Annotated in this window: 12 protein-coding genes; 6 read left to right on the top strand and 6 right to left on the bottom strand. The window is 70.8% G+C overall.

Features of this window, described 5'->3' with window-relative positions; translation table 11 throughout:
• Positions 1 to 41 precede the first annotated feature (41 nt).
• The 5 genes from I2W78_RS14265 to I2W78_RS14285 all read left to right on the top strand — a co-directional run bounded on the left by I2W78_RS14265 (position 42) and on the right by I2W78_RS14285 (position 7,872).
• Positions 42 to 1,028, top strand: coding sequence for a glycosyltransferase family 2 protein (locus tag I2W78_RS14265; RefSeq protein WP_196460087.1), 987 nt, complete (start codon positions 42 to 44; stop codon positions 1,026 to 1,028).
• On the top strand, positions 1,028 to 2,359 hold the full coding sequence (locus I2W78_RS14270) for an alpha-2,8-polysialyltransferase family protein (protein WP_196460088.1): 1,332 nt from the start codon (positions 1,028 to 1,030) through the stop codon (positions 2,357 to 2,359). The genes I2W78_RS14265 and I2W78_RS14270 overlap by 1 nt, the downstream gene beginning before the upstream one ends.
• A gap of 191 nt (positions 2,360 to 2,550) precedes the next feature.
• Positions 2,551 to 5,274, top strand: coding sequence for a glycosyltransferase family 4 protein (locus I2W78_RS14275; protein ID WP_196460089.1), 2,724 nt, complete (start codon positions 2,551 to 2,553; stop codon positions 5,272 to 5,274).
• Between the two features lie 238 nt (positions 5,275 to 5,512).
• Positions 5,513 to 6,454: a class I SAM-dependent methyltransferase gene (locus tag I2W78_RS14280; RefSeq protein ID WP_196460090.1), complete on the top strand. Its 942-nt coding sequence runs from the start codon at positions 5,513 to 5,515 to the stop codon at positions 6,452 to 6,454.
• A 209-nt stretch (positions 6,455 to 6,663) separates the two neighbouring features.
• Positions 6,664 to 7,872 (top strand): acyltransferase family protein, encoded by a 1,209-nt coding sequence (locus I2W78_RS14285; protein WP_196460091.1) that lies wholly within the window; start codon positions 6,664 to 6,666, stop codon positions 7,870 to 7,872.
• Between the two features lie 23 nt (positions 7,873 to 7,895).
• Here the strand turns inward: I2W78_RS14285 and I2W78_RS14290 are convergent, their stop codons facing one another.
• The 4 genes from I2W78_RS14290 to I2W78_RS14305 form a co-directional block, all read right to left on the bottom strand.
• The gene (locus tag I2W78_RS14290) at positions 7,896 to 8,285 is read right to left on the bottom strand and encodes a hypothetical protein (RefSeq protein WP_196460092.1); all 390 of its coding nucleotides are present in this window, start codon (positions 8,283 to 8,285) and stop codon (positions 7,896 to 7,898) included.
• A gap of 63 nt (positions 8,286 to 8,348) precedes the next feature.
• Positions 8,349 to 11,738 carry a hypothetical protein gene (locus I2W78_RS14295; protein ID WP_196460094.1) on the bottom strand — a complete coding sequence of 1,130 codons (3,390 nt, stop codon included), beginning with the start codon at positions 11,736 to 11,738 and terminating at the stop codon, positions 8,349 to 8,351.
• 288 nt (positions 11,739 to 12,026) lie between these two features.
• Positions 12,027 to 14,231, bottom strand: a complete 2,205-nt coding sequence (locus I2W78_RS14300) for a trypsin-like serine protease (RefSeq protein ID WP_196460096.1) — start codon at positions 14,229 to 14,231, stop codon at positions 12,027 to 12,029.
• Between the two features lie 95 nt (positions 14,232 to 14,326).
• The gene (locus I2W78_RS14305; RefSeq protein WP_196460098.1) at positions 14,327 to 14,848 is read right to left on the bottom strand and encodes a hypothetical protein; all 522 of its coding nucleotides are present in this window, start codon (positions 14,846 to 14,848) and stop codon (positions 14,327 to 14,329) included.
• 865 nt (positions 14,849 to 15,713) lie between these two features.
• On the opposite strand from I2W78_RS14305, the gene I2W78_RS14310 reads away from it, so the two are divergent.
• On the top strand, positions 15,714 to 16,658 hold the full coding sequence (locus tag I2W78_RS14310) for a class I SAM-dependent methyltransferase (protein WP_196460100.1): 945 nt from the start codon (positions 15,714 to 15,716) through the stop codon (positions 16,656 to 16,658).
• A gap of 48 nt (positions 16,659 to 16,706) precedes the next feature.
• On the opposite strand, the gene leuE is transcribed toward I2W78_RS14310, so the two are convergent.
• Both leuE and I2W78_RS14320 read right to left on the bottom strand, forming a co-directional pair.
• On the bottom strand, positions 16,707 to 17,354 hold the full coding sequence (gene leuE, locus I2W78_RS14315) for a leucine efflux protein LeuE (RefSeq protein WP_196460101.1): 648 nt from the start codon (positions 17,352 to 17,354) through the stop codon (positions 16,707 to 16,709).
• Positions 17,355 to 17,393: 39 nt separating this feature from the next.
• The gene (locus I2W78_RS14320; RefSeq protein WP_196460102.1) at positions 17,394 to 18,974 is read right to left on the bottom strand and encodes an acyl-CoA mutase large subunit family protein; all 1,581 of its coding nucleotides are present in this window, start codon (positions 18,972 to 18,974) and stop codon (positions 17,394 to 17,396) included.
• Positions 18,975 to 19,083 lie beyond the last annotated feature (109 nt).

The raw sequence follows: 19,083 nt of genomic DNA on the forward strand, positions 1-19,083 counted from the left end.
CGGAAAGTTCCCCAGCCGGGCCGCCTCCTAGGCTTTTGCCTGTGCCAAAGCTCTCCGTGATCGTGCCGTTCTACAACGTGCAGCAATACGCCCCGGACAACCTGAGAAGCCTTCGCGCGAACGCTCGGCAGGACTTCGAGTTCATCCTGGTCGACGACAAATCGAAGGACGAAACGCCGGCCATTCTCGAACGCGCGGCCGAAGAGCTCTCCTCGGTCGCTCAGGTGCGCTATATCCGCAGAGAGGAAAACGGGGGGCTGGCCACCGCTCGGAACACCGGCCTCGACGCCGCGACCGGCGAGTACATCACCTTCCTGGACGGTGACGACTGGCTCGCCCCCGGCTACTACAGCGAGCTGGTCGCGGCCATCGAGGAGCTGGGCTGCGACTTCATCCGCACCGACCACGTCCAGGCCACCCACCGCGCCCGCACCGTGCACCGCGCCCCCGTCGGGCTCCGGGACGAGGTGATGAACCCGCGCGACGCCATCCTGCCCGCCGACCGCTCGACCTCCGTGGACTACGCCTACGCCTGGGCCGGCGCCTTCCACCGCCGACTGCTGGACAAGGGCCTGCTGCACTTCACCGACGGACTGCGCACGGCCGAGGACCGGCCGTGGATCTGGAAGCTGCACCGCGAGGCGGAGTCCTTCGCCGTGGTCAGCCTGCTCGGCGTGTTCTACCGGCGCGGCGTCACCAACTCCCTCACGCAGATCGGTGACGTCCGTCAGCTCGACTTCATCCGCGCCTTCGACCAGGTGGTCGAGGAGACGGCCGCGGACCGCGACGCCGACCGGCTGCTGCCCAAGGCGGTGCGCACCTACTGCGCGATCATCGCCCACCACCTGTCGGAGATCGACAAGTTCGAACCGTCCGTGGCCAAGCAGCTGCGGATCATGAGCGCGGCGGCCATAAAGCGCATGCCGCAGGACGCCCTCGGCGACGTACTCGACACCATGGACCTGCGGCGCGCCTCCAAGCTGCGGCGGCTGCGGCGCCGGATCACCACAGCGAAGGCGGCTGCCTGATGTCCCGTACCACCCAGATCTTCTGCGTCTCCACGCTCTACGGCGCGGCGACGCTCGCCGCCGCGATCGACTCCGACTGCTTCGAGGAGCCGGACCGGCGGGTGCTGCTGGTGTTCAACAACTCGGCGACGCCGGAGACCACTCCGGCCGTGGACGATATGCCGGGCTTCGGCACGCTGCGCGACCACTTCGACGACGTGCTGTCGTTCAACGAGGCGATCCGTCCCTTCCACCCCGGCGCCTGGCAGCCGCGCCCCGACGACCTGCCGCTGCTGGAGCGCTATCTGCGGCTGCTGTGGGGGCTGGGCGACGACCGGATCGAGCTGGTCGTGGAGTCCATCCAGGTCAACCCGGCGCTCGCCCTGGCGCAGATCTTCACCGGCGCCCCGGTCCACGTCTACGCCGACGGCCTGATGAGCTACGGCCCCACCCGCAACAAGCTCGACCCGCTGGTCGGCACCCGCATCCGGCGCGTGCTGCACCTGGACCTCGTGCCCGGTCTCACCCCGCTGCTGCTGACCGAGTTCGACGTGCCGCCGCAGGTGGTGCCGACGGACGCGTTCCTGAAGGTGATGAGCGGTCTGACCGGCGCCGCCGGGGAGCTGCCCGACCTCCCGGACAACGCCGCCCTGCTGCTCGGCCAGTACCTGTCCGCGCTGAACATCCTCTCCCCCGCCGAGGAGGAGGACCTGCATGTGCGGATGCTGCGCGGGGCGGTGGGGCGCGGGCACCGCGCGATCGTCTTCAAGCCGCACCCCACCGCGCCGGCCCGCTACAGCCGCGCCCTGGAGGCCGAGGCCGAGAAGCTCGGCGTCGACCTCACCGTGCTGGACACCCCCGTCCTCGCCGAGGTGCTGTTCGCCAAGGCGCGGCCGGCACTGGTCGTCGGCTGTTTCTCGACCGCGCTGTTCACGGCGTCCGCGCTCTACGACCTGCCGGTCGCCCGCATCGGCACCGAACAGCTGCTGGACCGGCTGACGCCGTACCAGAACAGCAACCGGGTGCCGGTCGCGCTGGCCGACGCGCTGCTGCCGGGCCTGGAGCAGACGCAGGGCGACGACACGCTGCCGGACGAGCTGCTGACCGGTCTGATCAACGCACTCGGTTTCACCATGCAGCCGCAGATCTACCCGAGCCTGCGCCCGGCAGCGGAACGGTTTCTCGCCCAGCACTTCGGCCCGCGCACCCAGCGCTACTTCAAGAAGCGCCGGCTCACCTCACTGGGCCTGCCGGGCGGCATCCCGGCGCGGCTGGCGTTCCTGCCGCGCAACTCCACCGCACGGCGCGTGGTGCGGCGGGCGCGGGCACTCAAGAAGGCGGTACGCCGCTAGGGCCTGTTGAAGTCGGTCGAGCACGCGGAAGTTGCAAATCGTTCACCCAGAATTCTACTTGGGTTCGAATTCCGGGGGTACTGGGCACTATCTGATGACCTTTCGAAGGTATGCCCGGTCCTCCGGAACTCACGAGGCCCCCCGCATCAGGCGCCTTCCTCCTCAAGTAGTCTGAGTGGACTGGTACTTCTATGCGTATCGCTGTGTTCGTCGAGAACCGCAACGGCGTCAACCTCGCCTCCGAGATCATGCGGGCCCGCAAGGCCGAGACGCACTCCTTCCATCTGGTCACGGCGGACCGGGACGGACATGTCGCCGAGTGGATCGAGCAGGAGGCCGCAGCCCGCTTCGACGATCTGGCGGTGCGCAACCTCTTCGCCGTCGACGAGGCGCTCAGCAACGAGGAGTTCCTCGAGGAGCTGGGCCGGCGCATCCGGGCGTTCGCCGAGGACGAGGGCATCGACCGGCTGGTGTTCTTCAACGACCAGTCGCAGCGCGGCCGCCGGGTCGCCCAGGCGCTGCGCCGCAGTGTGCCGCTGATCCTCGTGCAGGACGGGCACCTCGACTTCCACTTCAAGAGAACCGACGCGGGCCTGCGCGACCAGAACTGGTACTACGGCTCCTCCTCCCCGGCCGCCGTCTGCGTGTGGGGTCCGGCCACGGCGCACCACCTGATGTTCCGTACGGCCGACGCCAACCCGCCGGTCCACATCACCGGCGCGCTCTCCCACAGCGACGACCCCGCCCTGCTGCGCGCCACCCGCTCCACCACGCACCGGCACGCCAAGCGCCCCGGTGAGGCACTGCGCATCGTGGTCCTGGACCAGCCGCTGAGCGACCAGCGCAAGCTGTCCAAGGGCGACCACCGCAAGCAGCTCACCGAACTGTGCGCGGCGCTCGCCGAGTTCGGCGAGGTCGAGATCAAGCCGCACCCCTCCACGCTGGAGGGCCACCTCACCTGGCTGCGCACCCTTCCCAACGTGACGGTCCTGGAGGAGACTGCGCTGCTCGACGCCGAGGCGCTCGACGGCTACGACCTCGCCATCACGTTCTTCTCCACCACCTACCTGCAGACGCTGCGGGCCGGCACCCCGCTGGTCCTGTTCAGCCCGCCCCCGCTGAACATCGTCTTCCCCACGATCAACCACCCCCTGCTCCGCAATGTCGGCACCGTCGGGGAGCTCGTCGACGTGATCGCCGACCTGCAGCGTTCGGGCAAGTTCATCGCCAACGCGCACGGCGAGCCCGTCGAGCACTTCCTCACCTTCAACGACGATGTCGCCGAGCGCGTCATGCGTCACATCGAGGAAGCCGCGGTGCCGGGTGAGCGGGCGGTGGGCGAGCTGCCGGGGACCGCGGCCGACGGCATCGCCGCCGTGCCCCTGTCGCGGGCCGAACGAGCCCTGCGCGCCGTCCAGCAACGGCAGCGCCGACCGCGCTCCCTGGCCGTGCTGGGCCTGGGCTTCTCGTACGTCACCGGCGTGGCGATCCCCGTCCTCACCTACACCCAGTCGCTGCTCGCCCAGAGCCCGGTCGACGTCCGCTACTTCGACCTCGGGGTCTACACCCGGGCCGAGGACGTGCTGTCCGACCTGGAGGGCGCGGAGGTCGTGCTGATCAACAGCCTGGCACCGTTCTGGCGTTCACCGCTGGCCAACGACCTGGTGGAGGCGCTGCACGCCGTCGGACGCTCCGTGGTGCTCTACGCGCACGAGACGGAGTACGTCATGAACTTCGAGGGCGAGCAGCACGCGCTGCGCCATGCGGAGATGCTGAAGGTGCTGCCGAAGATGAAGGTCCTGTGCGTCTCCACCGCACAGGCCGACATGTTCCGCCAGCTCGGCGTGAACGACCCCGTGGTCATCTACAACACCGTTCCGCAGGACACCCACCGCGCCCGCGCCCGCCGCACCCCGGGCGCCGAGCCGCGCATCGTCATGGTCGGCTCGATGCAGGACCGCAAGGGCCTGGACCTGTTCTCGCGGGTCGCGGAACTGGCCCACGCGCAGGGCCTGCCGTGGCGGTTCGCCTGGATCGGTCACAAGACCTGGCGCATCAGTCCCTCGACGCTGGTCTCGGACCGGGTCGAGTGGATGGGAGCGCTCTCCCGCGACCGGGTGCGCGAGGAACTGGCCGCGTCCGACGTCTTCTTCCTCTCCAGCGTCGACGACCCGATGCCGCTGTCGGTGGTCGAGGCCGTGCAGCAGCGCCTGCGGACGGTCACGTACCACCGGGTGGGTTCCCGGGAGGTGCTGGAGGGGGTGCCCGGATACCGCTCCTTCGGCGAGTACACGCCGGAGGCGGCCTTCGAGGCGCTGCGCGGCGTGCTCGCGGAGGAGGTCTCGGAGGAGGAGTACCAGGATGTCGAGGAACTGTTCGACATCCCCGCCTTCACCGCCCGGATGACGGCGGCGCTCGGGCTGCCGGGCCCGGGTGAGGACGTCCGGCTCGCGCTCGACAGCGCCCTGAGCGAGGACGAGGACGACCGGGGCGAGGAAGGACTCTTTGCCGACAGCGGCGCCGAGGGCGACGACAGCGAGTCGGCCCGGCGGTTCGCGGCGGTGCTCTCCCGGCACGGCCGTTATCTCGCCGAGGACTTCACCCGGCACTTCAAGGCCGGCAAGCACGACGAGGCGCTGCGCGTGGGCACGGAGATCCTGCGCCGCCGGCAGCCGGTGGACGTGCTCATGGGCATGGCCGAGATACGAGCCCAGCGCGGTGACGTCAAGGAGGCGTGCCGGCTGCTGTCGGCGGCCGCGATCGCGGGCGGCGACCGGGCCCGGGTGTGGTCGGAGGTCGCCCGGGTGGCGGCGCTGCTCGGGACGCGGGGACGGGCCATACGGCAGCTGGCCCGCAAGGAGTCGATCCGTATAGAGCTCGGCAACCGTTCCGCACGGCTGCTCAAGTCCGACTGAGGCGCCCCCGCACGGTCCGACGACCCCGGTGTGCGGCGGGCAGGACTCCGCCGCACACCGGGGCTTTGACGCCCTTGCTCCTCACACTTTCGTCATTCGAAGTTCGGCAGATGTTTCCCGAGTGGTCAATTCCGTAGGGCTTACGTTCGAGGAACGCAGGCCTAGCCTTTGCCCCACTCGCACCTCAGTGCCGTGATCGGATTCCCTTCCTTCAGCGATTGTTCGAGGTCATCGGTTCATGAAAAGCCGCTCCCTGCTCCGCAGTTCGGCCTCCCGGCGCCTCTTGGCCCCCCTCGCCGAGTTGGTCGACCAGCGCATCGAGCGGCAGGTCCGCTCCGCCGTCGCCGCGACCGCCGTCGACAACGACCGGACGGAGATCGCGCAACTCAGGCGCGAACTCGACGAGTTGCGCAACCAGAAGTTCACGCTCGACATGCTGCTCGGCCCGCGGGCGCGGGGCTCCAGCCGCGGGCTGGCGAAAGCCCCCATGGACCGGCTGACATCCGAGGTGGCCAAGCTGTGCGGCGACCGGGAGGCCGCCGAGCGCAACGTGGTCACCGCCTACCGGCTGCTGGTCGCGCTGGAGTCGCTGGGCGTCGGCCGGATCGCCGGCGGCACCATGAACATCTGCGGCAAGCTGGGCACGATACCCCTGCTCGACCCGCCGAACGACGAGATCCTGGAGATCGGCACGCTGTACGGCATGTTCTCCGCCGGGCTGATCCGGATGATGGAGCGCTCCGGCCGCAGCCCGAGCCTGACCATCGTCGACCCGTTCGCGGGTGTGCAGCTCCAGCCCGGGACCCAGCAGCGCAACGACCCCACGGGCACGCCGGTCGACGAGCACGCCGTGCGCACCAACCTCGCGCTGGCCGGTGAGGCGGGCAGCGCCGCCCGCATCCGGCAGGGCTTCTCGGAGGACGCGGAGACCCGTGCGGCCGTGTCCGACCGCAGCTACGGCGTGATCATCGTGGACGGCGACCACTCGGCCGAGGGTGTCCTCGCGGATCTGCAGTGGGCCGAGGAGATTGCGGCGCCGGGCGCGATCGTGGTGCTCGACGACTTCGGCGACCCGAACTGGCCGGGCATCAAGGACGCCATGGACAAGCACCTGGCCGGCGAGACGCGTTTCACCTACCTCGGCAAGGCTGCCCGCTCGGCATTTCTGCGTGCTTCTTAAGTGCTGTGATATCGAACTCATAGCAGCCCCTCATCTAACGAAAAGATGAACTCCGGGGGTCCGATGGGCTAATCGGGCCCCCACGAACGAGGTCACGCCTCTTCGGCCCCTAGTGTTGACACGCACATTCGTTCTTTTCGGCCCGGCGCATTTCGATCATCGGCTGCGCCGGAGGGCGGCCCGCAGATGCGGTACGAGAGGTGTCAGCGTTGACCGAAACGGTCGTGAGCACGACGAAAGCGCAGTCCGGCACGGCAGCGCTCACGAACGCACCGGCCGGGCAGACCCCGTCGCCGCCGGAGCATCTGGATGCGAAGAAGAAGGGGCGGGCCAAGGCCGCGGGCGGCCGGCTCCGGGCCCTGGACGGGTTGCGTCTGCTGGCCGCGCTGATGGTGGCGGGGTACCACTACGGCGGCCGGGGCGGATACGTCACCGAGGCCTGGGGATCGTCGCCGAAGTTCCAGTTCCCCACCCTGCACACGCTGCTGTCCTACGGCTGCCTCGGCGTCCAGATCTTCTTCGTGATCAGTGGTTTCGTCATCTGTATGAGCGGCTGGGGCCGTTCGATGCGGTCGTACTTCGCCTCGCGTGTCGCGCGGCTGATGCCCGCCTACTGGGTGGCGGTCCTCCTGGTGACGGCGGTGTTCGCGCTGCCCGCGGTGACCTACGCGGCCGTGTCGCCGAGCGACGCGCTGCTGAATCTCACCCTGCTCCAGGAGCCGTTGGGCGCGGACCGGGTGCTCGGCGTGGACTGGACGCTGTGGGTGGAGGTCCGCTTCTACGCGCTGTTCGCCCTGTTCATCGTGCTGCCCGGGGCCAACCGGCGGCGGATCGTGCTGTTCTGCGCGGTGTGGACGCTGGCCGCGGCCATCGCGCAGGCCGCCGACGAACCGCTGCTGTCGCTGATCCTGATGCCCGAGTACGCGCCGTTCTTCATCGGCGGCATCGGCATCTACCTGCTGCACCGCGACCGGCGGGACGTCACCGCGTGGGGCATCGTGGCGGTGAGCTGGCTGACCGGACAGCACTACGCCGTGGACAACCTGTGGCACCCGCAGACTCCGGACCAGTTCTCCTACCGCTCGTCCTTCGTCATCATCCTCATCGTCACCCTCGGCTTCGCCGCGGTCCTCGCCGTCGCCCTGGGCTGGCTGCGCTGGGCCGACTGGCGGTGGCTGACGGTGGCGGGCGCGCTGACCTACCCGTTCTATCTGATCCACGAGCACCTGGGCTGGGTCGTCATCAAGGTGCTGCACCAGGACTTCGGCCTGTCGTCCTCGGTCACCGTCACCTCGACCGTCGCCCTGATGCTGCTGCTGGCCTGGCTGCTCAACCGGTACGTGGAGAACTGGGCCACGCCGCTGCTGCGCCGCTCGCTGACCGGCACTTCGGTGACACGGCGCGTGGTGAAGGGCTGAGGGTCCGGTTCCGCAAGCCGGCGTCAGATCGCCAGCGCGGCGCCCAGCAAGGCCATGACCAGCACCGAGGCGTAGAAGGCCACCTGGTTGCGCACCGGGTAGACGAACCTGTTTCCCGTCACGCCCCGCCGGACGTCCTCGGCGTACGCGGCGAGCAGCTTCCTGGACGGGAACAGGCCCAGCATGAGCCCCGTCCACGTGAAGGCGTACACCACCAGCATCTGCCGTTCGTTCCAGCGCCCCAACGACAGGGCACCCACCGCCGTCATGACGAGACAGCAACCGACGGAGACGGCGAGGAACGCCGTAGTCACCTTGCTCATCCTCATGCACCGCTGGACGGCGACGCCGCCGACGACGACGGCGAGCGCCGCCATGAGCAGCAGGTAACCCAGGGGAAGCCGCGCGAGCATGCCGGTCCTTTCCGTGAGGCCCAGGGGCCGGCAGAGATTCTCCACCGGCCCCGGGCACAGGTGTCAGTCGTCGCCGAACATGTCCGAAAGCACACCGGTGACGCCCGAGACGACATCGGCGCCGATCTGCGTGATCTTCGTGGCCACCGGAGCCACGATGTTCTCCCCGACCCTGGCCGCCTGATCGAGCCACTTGGCATGACCGAACGTGATCAGACCCACCGCCGCGAGCCCGAGGGCGGTCTTGAACTTGCTGCTCCCGAAGCCGTACCCGATTCCGGTGAACAGGACGCTCAGCCCGGACAGGACCAGGGAGGCGGTCCCGAGTCCGAGGGCGAGTGGTGCCGTGACCGGCGCGAGGAAGGGGATGAAGGACAGAAGCCCGGCACCGGCCGCCGCGAACCCGGTGACCGTGCTCGCCAGGTTGGTGGCGTCCGCCGCCCACCGCGCGCTCTCCTTCCACCAGGGAAGGCCGCCCTTGACGGTGTCGTTGTCGGCCGTGTCGGCCGGGTTGGTGCCGGACGCCTGGAGCACGCGCGCGTCCTCGGCCGCCTGCCTGGCCGCCGCGGCGATCTCCGCCTGCCGCTTGACGGCGGCGATCTGGTGCGCCTGGGTCGCGGCGACGGCCGCCGCCTGTGCGTCCTGGCCCGCCTGGATCGCGGACGCGCGGGCTGACGTGGCCGACGCCTGGGCCCAGTTGGCGGAAGCCACGGCACGACTGGCGGCGTCCACGGCGCGGTTGGCGGAGTAGTTGGCCGAGCGGGCGGCCGTGCGGGCGGTGGCCGCCGCCGCCTTCGCCCGGTCGGCGGAGGCCTGCGCGTCCCTGGCCGACTGGTCGGCGGCGTCCGCGTGCGCGTCGGCCTGCTGCGCGTAATCGGCGGCCCGGTCGGCCGACTGCTGCGCCTTCTGCGCCCACTGCGTCGCCTCCGAGGCGGCGTTGCGTGCCTTCGCCGCCGCCTCCTGCGCACGGGCGGCGTCCTCCTGCGCCTTGTGCGCGATCTTCGCGGCGGCGGCGATCGCCCCTTGCATGGCGGCGATGTGGGTGGCGGAGTCGTGGTCGAGCTGCGCGGTCTTGTACTGCGCCGAGGCGATGAAGTTACGGCGCATCCACGCCGGTCCCTCCATCGCGGCCTGGGCGTGGGCCTTGGTGTACGGTCCGGAGCCGGCGAGGAGAGCGGCGACGGCGACCGCGTCGTCCTCCTGCTGCGCCGCGTCGTAGGTGCCGTTGAAGAACTCGCGCAGTGCCTCGGGCGTGCCGGCGTCCAGCGCGTCGTTCGCCGCCCGCGTCACCGCGGTGCCGGGGTTGGTGGCCAGGATGCGGGAGACGGCGACCCGGTTCTCGGTCGCGGCGGCCTCGAACAGGCCGGTGGTGAGGAAGTTCCGGGCGGCGTCGGGGGCGTCGCTCTGCACCGCCGTGACCACCGCGTCGGCGACGTCGGGGCTGGTGGAGACCTGGGCCAGGTAGAGGGCGGTCTCCCGGTCGTCCTGCCGCTGGGCGAGTTGCCGGTCGGCGTCGATCCAGGCGTGCACGTCGGCGTTCGTACCGCACAGGGCGAACCGCGCGGCCTCCCGCGACCAGTTGCCGTGGGAGTTCATCACGGCGATGGCCGCCTTGCGACCGACCGCGGCGGCCAGGCTGGTGTCGCCCGCTGCGAGCGCTTCCTCGGCCCGGGCGATGAGGTCCTTCGTGGCCTGGTCGGCCTGTGCCTCCTGCGTGCGCTTCGCGAGGAGTTCGGCCTTCTCCCGCGCCTCGATCTCCGCGAGCAGGCGGCACTCCTCGATCGCCTGCCGCATGTCCTCGTCCAGGCGCTGCCACTCCGCCTCCCGCGCCTGCTTCTCCACCTCGACCGCCTTGTTGACGGCCTCGGTGGCGGTGTTGGCGGCCTTGGTGGCCTCGTTGGCGAACTCGGTGGACTTCTTGGCGTACTCCACGGCCTGGCCCGCGTACTGGGCGGCCCATTCGGCCGCCGCGGCGGCCTTCTCCGCGTGGTTGGCCGCGCTGTTGGCGGCGTCCCGCGCGGTGGCGGCCGCCGTCGCCGCCGTGTTCGCGAGGGCCTGTGCCGTCCCGGCGGCGTTGGTGGCGATCGTCGCGTTGGTGCTCGCGATCTGCGCCTGCCGCTTGGCCTCGGCGGCCTGGGCCTGCGCGGCGCCGGCGGCCACGGCAGCCGTGGCGGAGGCGCTCGCCGCGGCGGAGGCGTTGCGGGCGGCCGACGCGGCGGCGGAACCGGCGCTCGCGGCCTGGACGGAGGCCGTCGCGGCGTGGTCGGCAGCCGTCGCCGCGCTGCGCGCCTTCGCCGCGGCGTTGCGGGCCGCGACGGCGGCGTTCTTCGCGGCCGATGCCTGGGAGGCGTCCTTGGACGCGGCGATGGCGGCGTGGTACGCCCGGGCGGCGGCGGAGCCGGCGGTGGCCGCGGCCTGGCTCGCGGCGGTCGCGGCGTAGGCGGCGCGGCGGGACGCCTGGACGGCGGCGTGCGAGGCGCGGATGGCCACCCGGGCCGAGTCGGCCGCACCGGTGGCGGCCTCGGCCGCCTTGCGCGCCGCGTTGCCGGACTTGACGACATCGTTCTGGGCCGCCTGGGCCTCGGCCGCGGCCTTCTCCGCCGCCTCCCTCGCCTTCGCGGCGGCCGCCACGGCACGGGCGGAGGCCTCCTCCGCCTTCTTCGTCATCGCGTCGGCCTTCTTGCCCTCGCGCTCGACGACGGCGACGAGCTCCCCGATCGTCGCGGCCTCCTGGTCGCGGGCGCGGGCGATGTGCTGGCCGGTGTCGAGGAACCAGGCGACGTCGGACGAGGAGCCGTCCAGGGCCCGGGAGGCGTACTTCTGCACCTCCGGCCCGGCCTGCACCAGCATCTTGGCCGCCTCGGCGCGCATGTCCTCCAGGCGCGCGGTGTGCTGGCCCTCGAGGAGGTAGTTCTCCAGCGCTTCCTGGGTGCCCGTGTTCAGTGCGGTGTTGCCCTCGCGGACCACGGCCCGGCCGCCGGTGGCCATGACGGTCGTGGTGACGACGCGCAGGTCCTCCAGGAGGGCGCTCTGGAACCCGGTGCTGAGGTAGTCGGCGATGGCGGCGTCGCCGCCTTCGAGGGCGGCGACCGCCTCGCGCCGGGTGCCCTTACCGCCACGGGCGAGGGAGGTGAGGACGGCGACGCGGTTGTCCTCCGCCGTGAGCTTGGGCAGTTCGGCCGTCAGGAAGGTCTGGACGTCGGTGTCGGAGCCGATGAGCGCGAGTTCCGCGGCGGCGCGCACGGCCCTGCCGCCCAGCAGCCACGCCTGGACGACCTTCGCCCGGTCGGTGTCCGGCAGGGCGAACGGGTCGCCGTCGTCCCCGCCCACCGGATCGCCGGTCGCCGCTGCGGCGGGTGCGGGGCTGAGCACGAGGCTGGAAGTGGTGGCGACGACCGCGGTGGCCGCGAAGGCGCCGAGGACGCGCCGTCTGCTCCAGTAGGTGGTGTTCACAGTGGTCCTTCGGGTTCGGCGCCCGGCGGCGCCCGTACGACCGCGTGCCGCCGGGCAGCTGGATGTGAGGGCCACGCGCGCGTCTCACGCGGGCGCGCCCCTTGACGTGCTGCGGTGCCGAAACGGCCGCCGGACGAGCGCCGACGTCGTCGTCGGGTGTCGGTCCGGCGGCCCGGAACAAAGTGAGGGTGGTGGTGTGGCCCCGGAAGGGGAGTCCCGTCCGGGGCCCGTGCTCATGTGCTGCGGGCTACGGCCGTTGGATCACGGCCGGTGCCTTACGGCGGTGGTTCAGCGGATCGCCATGCCGAAGGCCTTGCCCGTGGGGGCCATGCCGTTCAGGCCGGGCTGGTGGGTGATGACCGTGCCGCCGGTGGCGCCCATGGCGTCGGACCACGGCAGGCCGTGGATGGCGCCCCGCTCGGCAGGACCGTGCGGCATTCCGATCCACAGGTGCGTGCCGGTGGCGTTCAGATACTTGCCGACGAGCTGGGAGGCGCCCGGAGTGCCGGGCAGGCCACGCTCGTTGCCCGCCTCGATCCAGTGGTCGGAGTCGCCCGGTGCGCCCAGCAGAGAGAAGGTCTGGACGATGCCGGCGTCCGTCGCCGTGCCGACGTCCTTGCCGGGTACGCCGACCGCCAGCAGCATCGTCTCCGCGGTACCGGTCGCGTTCGGGGCGGTGTTCGCGGCGACCACCTGCGTGCCGAACCCGTCACCGGCCGTGGAGGCCCCGTTCACGCCTTCGACGCCCTGGTGGATGGTGGCGAGTTGACTGACCGCACCGGCCGCGGTGATCCGCAGCGTGGTCACCTGACCGGCCTGCGGGAAGGAGTTGGTGCCGACCCACAGCGTCTCGCCGGGCGTGCCGACGGCGAGGATCGAGTCGGTCGCGGCGGTGGCGCCGGAGGGCCGGTACGCGACCATGGAGAGGGAGGAGCCGAACAGGTCGCCGCCCTCGGAGCCGTCGCTGATGCCGTCGGTGTCCTGGTTGACGCTCGCCACCGGGGTGGGGATGCCGTCGGCGCTCAGCTCGTGCTTGAGGATCGCCACCATGCCGGCGTCGGCGCTGGTGCCGACCGTCTCACCGGGTGAGCCGATCGCGATGTGGCTCGGCGAGCCCGCGGCGGTGGCGCCGAACTCGTCACCGGCGCTCATGACGCCCACCACGCCCGGGGAGTCCTGGTGGATGTCCACGTTGACGGACCCGCGCACGTAGTAGGCGATGCCGGCGTCCACGTATCCCTTGAGGTCCTTGCCGGGCGCGCCGATCAGCAGATACGGCTCACCGGTGGCCGTCCGGCCCGCGGCCAGCGCGGCACCCATGCGGTCGCCCGCCTCGGACGCACGCGCGTCGATGGCGCCCGTGCCCGTGCCCTGCTGGAGGTTGAAGCCGGCCTTGCCCTGGCCCAGGCCCTGCGGGGCGCCGTACAGGACGGTCACCAGGCCGGCGTCCACCTCGGTGCCGACGTCCTCGAAGGGGACGCCGACCACGAGGTCGCTGCAGCCGTCCTCGTCGTAGTCGACCACGGCGAGCTCGCTGCCGAACTCGTCGTCGGCCTCGGCTCCGCCGGGCACGTAGTCGAGGTTCTGGTGGAGCGTCTCATTGCCCTTGCCGGCGCCGTAGACGACCTTGAGCAGGCCGGCTTCCGACAGGCCGGCCACGGACGCCTTGGGGTCGCTGCCCACCACGTCCTCGGCACCGTCGCAGTTGAAGTCGGTCACCCGGGTCGCGCCGACCTTGGCGGCCACCCAGTCGCGCAGGTCGTCGACGCGGGTGGCGACGCCGCCCGTACGGGTCTCGGACGCGTCGGTGCCGAAACAACCGCCCTGCCAGGACCGGCTGTTGACGGCGGCGAGGGTGGCCTGACCGCTCGTCACCCGGAGCACCGGGCCGCCCGCGTCGCCCGCGCAGATCGCGGCGCCGTCCTGGCCGGTGACGGTGGCGGTGGTGGCGTCGGCGGAGTCCACCGAGAAGGCACCGGAGTGCAGCTTCAGCGGGGCCCACTCGGTCTTCGTACGACCGTATCCGGCGGCCGTCAGCTGCTCACCGGCGGTGGGCGCGGTGGTGGCGAGGGCAACGGGGGTGGCCGTGGTGACCGGCCGGGAGAGGCGGGCCAGAACCAGGTCGCGGTCGGTGCGCGGCACCAGCTCCACGACGTTGACGACCTGACCGGCGGTGGTGGTGAGGTCGCTGCGTCCGATCGTCGCGGTCGTCGGCAGCTTCGGGGCGCCGGCGGGCACGGTGAGGTCGGCGGCCGGGTTGTCGGCGAAGCAACTGGCCGCCGTGAGCAGCCATTCGGCGTGGACGAGGGTGCCCGAGCAGGCGCGCGTGCCGTCGCCGATGTCGAGGCGGGCCGTGGAGCGGTAGGTGGTGCCGGAGGCGGCGGTGCCGGAGACGGCGTGCGCCGGCGCGGCGGTCAGGACGAGCGGAGTCGCGAGCAGGGCGGCCGCGGCCAGTGTGACGAGCCGGACGGGTCTTGCCTGTGGCGTGATCATTTCTTCCCCGGAACGAGGTCCGCATGTCCGGCGGCACCGGACGGCGGACGGCTGGTGAGAGACGTCGGCGATGCGCTGAGCGGAGGCCCGCGGCGCTACTTGGAGGTCCTGATCTCTACGAGCATGAAGTCGCGTCCCTGCTCGTCCGCGCTCTCGCCCACCGGGGTCCAGGCGTTCTTGGCGATGTCGTACGACTGCTCGGTGCCGTCGACCGTCATGTCGACCTGGGCCGCGTAGTCGTTGCCCTTGATGCTGTAGACGGAGGGGATTTCCAGGGTCAGATAGCCGGAGTCGCCGGTGGTGCGGAAGCAGATCTTGTCCGAGCTGCGGGCCCAGACCTCGAGCAGCCCCGCGGCACCGCACTCGGTGAGGACGATGTGGCCGTCACCCCGCTTGAGGGTGATGCCCTGTTCGGCCAGGATCCTGTCCGCCCCCGGGTAGTTGAAGTCCTCGACGACGTAACCGGGTGCCTCGTCGGCGACGGGTGCGGCCGCCTGGGCGGAGGCGCTCGACTGCTCGGGCGTGCCCGGCGTGCCTCCTGTCACCACGAGCCAGGCCAGCGCGGCCGTCGCGGCGACGCCCAAAGCGTGCCGCACGAGTCTCTTCCGTATCTTCATCACATTTCCCCTTGACACCCTGTGCGAAAAATCCAATACCGCAGGATGTAACGGAGTGAAACTCATCGTCCAAGCCGTTGTCCACTGCACAAATAGGCCCGAACGAGACTCCCATGCGCCCCTCAACTCCCTTGCCGTCACACGGACTTAACGCGAGGAAGCTGAGTCATGAAGTGGCGGTGAACGACCTTACCGACCCGGCGCGTAGCGCATGGCGATTCCAGCGATCACAATTTGCAGACCCTCTTCGAAATGCCGGCCGTAATCGCGGATGACGAAGCCGATGGTGTACACGTACGCCGTCGAGGTCGCGCGAACCGCACGGCGCACCGTGGATGGTGCCGTGGCGCACGCAGGAGATCCTCTTCACCCGTCTGAGGGAACTGGCGGGCGTGTCGCCCCTCGCGATCTGCCCCCTCGCGAGCACCGACGGCTTCCGGCCACCGGACGGTACGACGAATGGCGTACGACCGTTCGACGGTTTCGGGGCCCGCACTGGACGCTGCTCGCCGTCGACACCGAGGCGGAACTCCCCGCGCTCCCGTGCCCACCCTGCGGATTGAGGCCTACGAGCCCTACGGCACCGGCGTCTTCCCGATCCGGCCCGACGGTTATGTCGGCCGGGCGGGTGAGACGGGCGCGGGACTCGCGACATACTCGGCCCGGGCCGGGGTAGCTGAAGCGAGCCGGTCATCGTTCACCGGGCGCGGCGCCATTCGCACCACGGGCAATGCCAAGACCGCGTACGGTACGTAGGGAATTGACCCGGTATTCACCTTCTCGGGGGTTTGGACGGGTTGTCCACCTGGGCAGGCGCCGGGCAGCTGCTGACCGGATCACCGCAACGAGGAAGTGCTCGCCTTCCATGACCACTGCACATGAGGCGCCCCCGCGACCCCACCGGCTCGACGACGTCCCAGGCTGGTTCCCCGTACTCGACCAGGTGCTCTTCGACTGGCTTCTGAACCGGCAGGAGGCCGCGGGCGTCCGCGGCGACCTGCTGGAGGTCGGGGTCTACATGGGCAAGAGCGCGATTTTCCTGGGCCGCCATCTTCGAGAGGGCGAGCGCTACACCGTGTGCGACCTCTTCGAGGGCGACGCTCCGGACGACGCCAACCGGGCCGAGTCGACGAAGTCGTACAGCGCGCTCACCCGCCAGGTCTTCGAGGCCAACTACCTCTCCTTCCACGACGAACTCCCGCGTGTCGTGCAGGGCCCCAGCTCGCTCGTGCCCGGCGAGGTCGAGCCGGGCTCCTGCCGGTTCGTGCACATCGACGGCTCGCACCTGTACGAGCACGTGTACGACGACATCGGCGCGGCGCGTGATGTCCTGCTGCCGGACGGGATCGTCGTCCTCGACGACTTCCGCTCCGAGCACACCCCCGGTGTCTCCGTCGCCGTCTGGGAGGCCGTGCTCAGCCGGGGTCTGCGCCCGATCTGCCTGAGCACGCAGAAGCTGTACGGCACCTGGGGCGACCCGGAGCCGGTGCAGGAGGAGCTGCTGGCGATGGTCCGCGGCCGCGGGGACTGCGGGCTCAGCGTGCAGCAGGCGGCCGGACACCGCCTGGTCCGCCTGAAGTCCAAGGGCATGAAGGCCCCCGACTTCCCGTCGTCCCGTCATGCGGAGGAGCCGGAGCCCGTCGTACCCGAGCCGGCCGGACGGACGGCCGCCCCCGCGGCCGCCAAGCCGGCACCGCAGCGCCGCCCCCGCAGTCGCGCCCGCCGCCTGGCGGTCGACCTGCTGCCCCCGCTCCTCACCCGCGCCCTCCGCAAGGCCCGCGCGACACAGCGGGCAGCCGCACGCGGCTGAACAGGTCGGGAGAGGTCCGCCGCGGTTGGGCGGCGGACAGAAAGCGGGTCAAGCGCTGGTCAGTGACAGCTTCACCGCGAACCCGAGGAACAGCGCCCCCGCCGCCGAGGTGACCCCCGCCGAGAGGCGCCTGCGGCGGCGGAAGGCGGCCGCCAGTTTCGTACCGCCGAATATCAGCGCGCTGAGGTACAGGACGCTGGCGAGCTGTGCGAACGCCCCGAGCACGACGAAGGACAGGGCCGGATAGGCGTATCCCGGGTCCACGAACTGCACGAAGAAGGCGACGAAGAACAGCATCGCCTTGGGGTTGAACAGGCTGATGACCAGCGCCCGCCGGAACGGCCGCTCGTCACCGGCGCCCGGCGCGGCGGGATTCGTCACACTCTCCCGCCGCGTCCGCCACATCCCCCACGCCGCCCGCAGCATGCCTATCGCGAGCCAGGTCAGATAGCCGGCCCCGGCGTACTTCACGATTCCGAACAGCAGGGCGTTCGCCTGCAGCAGCGAGGCCACTCCGGCCGCCGAGAACGTCATCAGCACGGCGTCGCCGCAGAACACGCCCGCCGCGGCCGTGTACCCGGCGCGCACTCCGCGCCGGGCTGCGACGGACAGCACGTACAGCGAGTTGGGGCCGGGCAGCAGAATGATCAGGACGAGTCCTGCCAGATAGGTCGGGAGATCGATGACACCGAACATGCACACGAGTGTCGCACGCCGGTCCGACAACGATCCCGGTCAGAACGCGTCGCTCGGTACGTACGTCCCCCAGACCTCCCGCAGGGCGTTGCACACCTCCCCCACGGTGGCCCGCGCCCGCAGCGCCTCCTTCATCGGGTAGAGCACGTTGTCCTCGCCCTCGGCCGCCTTGCTCAGCGCCGCCAGGGCCGAGTCCACCGCCTGCCGGTCGCGTTCGGCGCGAAGCTTGGCCAGGCGTTCCGCCTGCTGGGCCTCGATGGCGGGGTCGACGCGCAGCGGCTCGTAGGGCTCCTCCTCGTCGATGGTGAAGCGGTTGACGCCGACCACGACCCGCGCGCCCGCGTCCGTCTCCTGGGCGATCCGGTAGGCGCTGCGTTCGATCTCGCCTTTCTGGAAGCCGTGTTCGATCGCGGCGACGGCTCCGCCCAGTTCCTCCACCTTCGTCATGAGCTCGACGGTGGCCGCCTCGACGTCGTCGGTCATCTTCTCGACGGCGTAGGAGCCGGCGAAGGGGTCGACGGTCGCGGTCACGTCGGTCTCGTAGGCGAGGACCTGCTGGGTGCGCAGGGCGAGGCGGGCGCTCTTGCCGGTCGGGAGGGCGATCGCCTCGTCGAAGGAGTTGGTGTGCAGGGACTGGGTGCCGCCGAGCACCGCGGCGAGGGCCTGGACGGAGACGCGGACCAGGTTCACCTCGGGCTGCTGGGCGGTCAGTTGCACTCCCGCCGTCTGGGTGTGGAAGCGCAGCATCAAGGACTTGGGGTTCTCGGCGCCGAACTCCTCCCGCATCACCCGTGCCCAGATGCGGCGGGCGGCGCGGAACTTGGCGACCTCTTCCAGGATCGTCGTACGGGCGACGAAGAAGAAGGACAGGCGCGGGGCGAAGTCGTCGACGTCCATGCCGGCGGCGACGGCCGTGCGGACGTACTCGATGCCGTTGGCGAGGGTGAAGGCGATCTCCTGCGCGGGGGACGCGCCCGCCTCGGCCATGTGGTAGCCGGAGATCGAGATGGTGTTCCACCTGGGGATCTCGGCCCGGCAGTACTTGAAGATGTCGGCGATCAGGCGCAGGGAGGGCTTCGGCGGGAAGATGTACGTCCCGCGCGCGATGTACTCCTTCAGGACGTCGTTCTGGATCGTCCCCGTCAGCTGGTCCGGCCGCACGCCCTGTTCCTCCGCGACCAGCTGGTACAGGAGCAGCAGCAGCGCGGCCGGGGCGTTGATCGTCATCGACGTGGAGACCTTGTCCAGCGGGATCCCGCCGAACAGCACCCGCATGTCGTCGATCGAGTCGACGGCGACGCCGACCTTGCCGACCTCGCCGTGCGCGAGGGGCGCGTCGGAGTCGTGGCCCATCTGGGTGGGCAGGTCGAACGCGACCGACAGGCCGGTGGTGCCGTGTGCGATGAGCTGGCGGTAGCGGGCGTTGGACTCCGTCGCCGTACCGAAGCCCGCGTACTGGCGCATGGTCCAGGGGCGGCCCGTGTACATCGACGGGTACACGCCACGCGTGAAGGGGTACGTGCCGGGCTCACCCAGCCGCACGGCCGGGTCCCAGCCCTCCAGGACCTCCGGCCCGTACACCGGTTCGATGGGTAGTCCGGACTCCGACTCGCGCGCCATGGTGGGTGCCTTCCGCCGAGCAGTGGCTCACTCCTTCCCTCATAACGATGCCGCGCCGTTCGCAACCCGTCACGCGCGGGAAGCCATCTCAGCGGACACCGGTGCACTC

This window comes from Streptomyces spinoverrucosus (assembly GCF_015712165.1).
Classification (GTDB): Bacteria; Actinomycetota; Actinomycetes; order Streptomycetales; family Streptomycetaceae; genus Streptomyces; species Streptomyces spinoverrucosus_A.

What these genes read in the sequence shown, in the direction of transcription:
- I2W78_RS14270 (WP_196460088.1), top strand. Translation starts at nt 1,028, where the DNA reads ATGTCCCGTACCACCCAGATCTTCTGCGTCTCCACGCTCTACGGCGCG.
- I2W78_RS14310 (WP_196460100.1), top strand. Translation starts at nt 15,714, where the DNA reads ATGACCACTGCACATGAGGCGCCCCCGCGACCCCACCGGCTCGACGAC.
- I2W78_RS14275 (WP_196460089.1), top strand. Translation starts at nt 2,551, where the DNA reads ATGCGTATCGCTGTGTTCGTCGAGAACCGCAACGGCGTCAACCTCGCC.
- I2W78_RS14300 (WP_196460096.1), bottom strand. Translation starts at nt 14,231, where the DNA reads ATGATCACGCCACAGGCAAGACCCGTCCGGCTCGTCACACTGGCCGCG.
- I2W78_RS14280 (WP_196460090.1), top strand. Translation starts at nt 5,513, where the DNA reads ATGAAAAGCCGCTCCCTGCTCCGCAGTTCGGCCTCCCGGCGCCTCTTG.
- leuE (WP_196460101.1), bottom strand. Translation starts at nt 17,354, where the DNA reads ATGTTCGGTGTCATCGATCTCCCGACCTATCTGGCAGGACTCGTCCTG.
- I2W78_RS14320 (WP_196460102.1), bottom strand. Translation starts at nt 18,974, where the DNA reads ATGGCGCGCGAGTCGGAGTCCGGACTACCCATCGAACCGGTGTACGGG.
- I2W78_RS14290 (WP_196460092.1), bottom strand. Translation starts at nt 8,285, where the DNA reads ATGCTCGCGCGGCTTCCCCTGGGTTACCTGCTGCTCATGGCGGCGCTC.
- I2W78_RS14305 (WP_196460098.1), bottom strand. Translation starts at nt 14,848, where the DNA reads ATGAAGATACGGAAGAGACTCGTGCGGCACGCTTTGGGCGTCGCCGCG.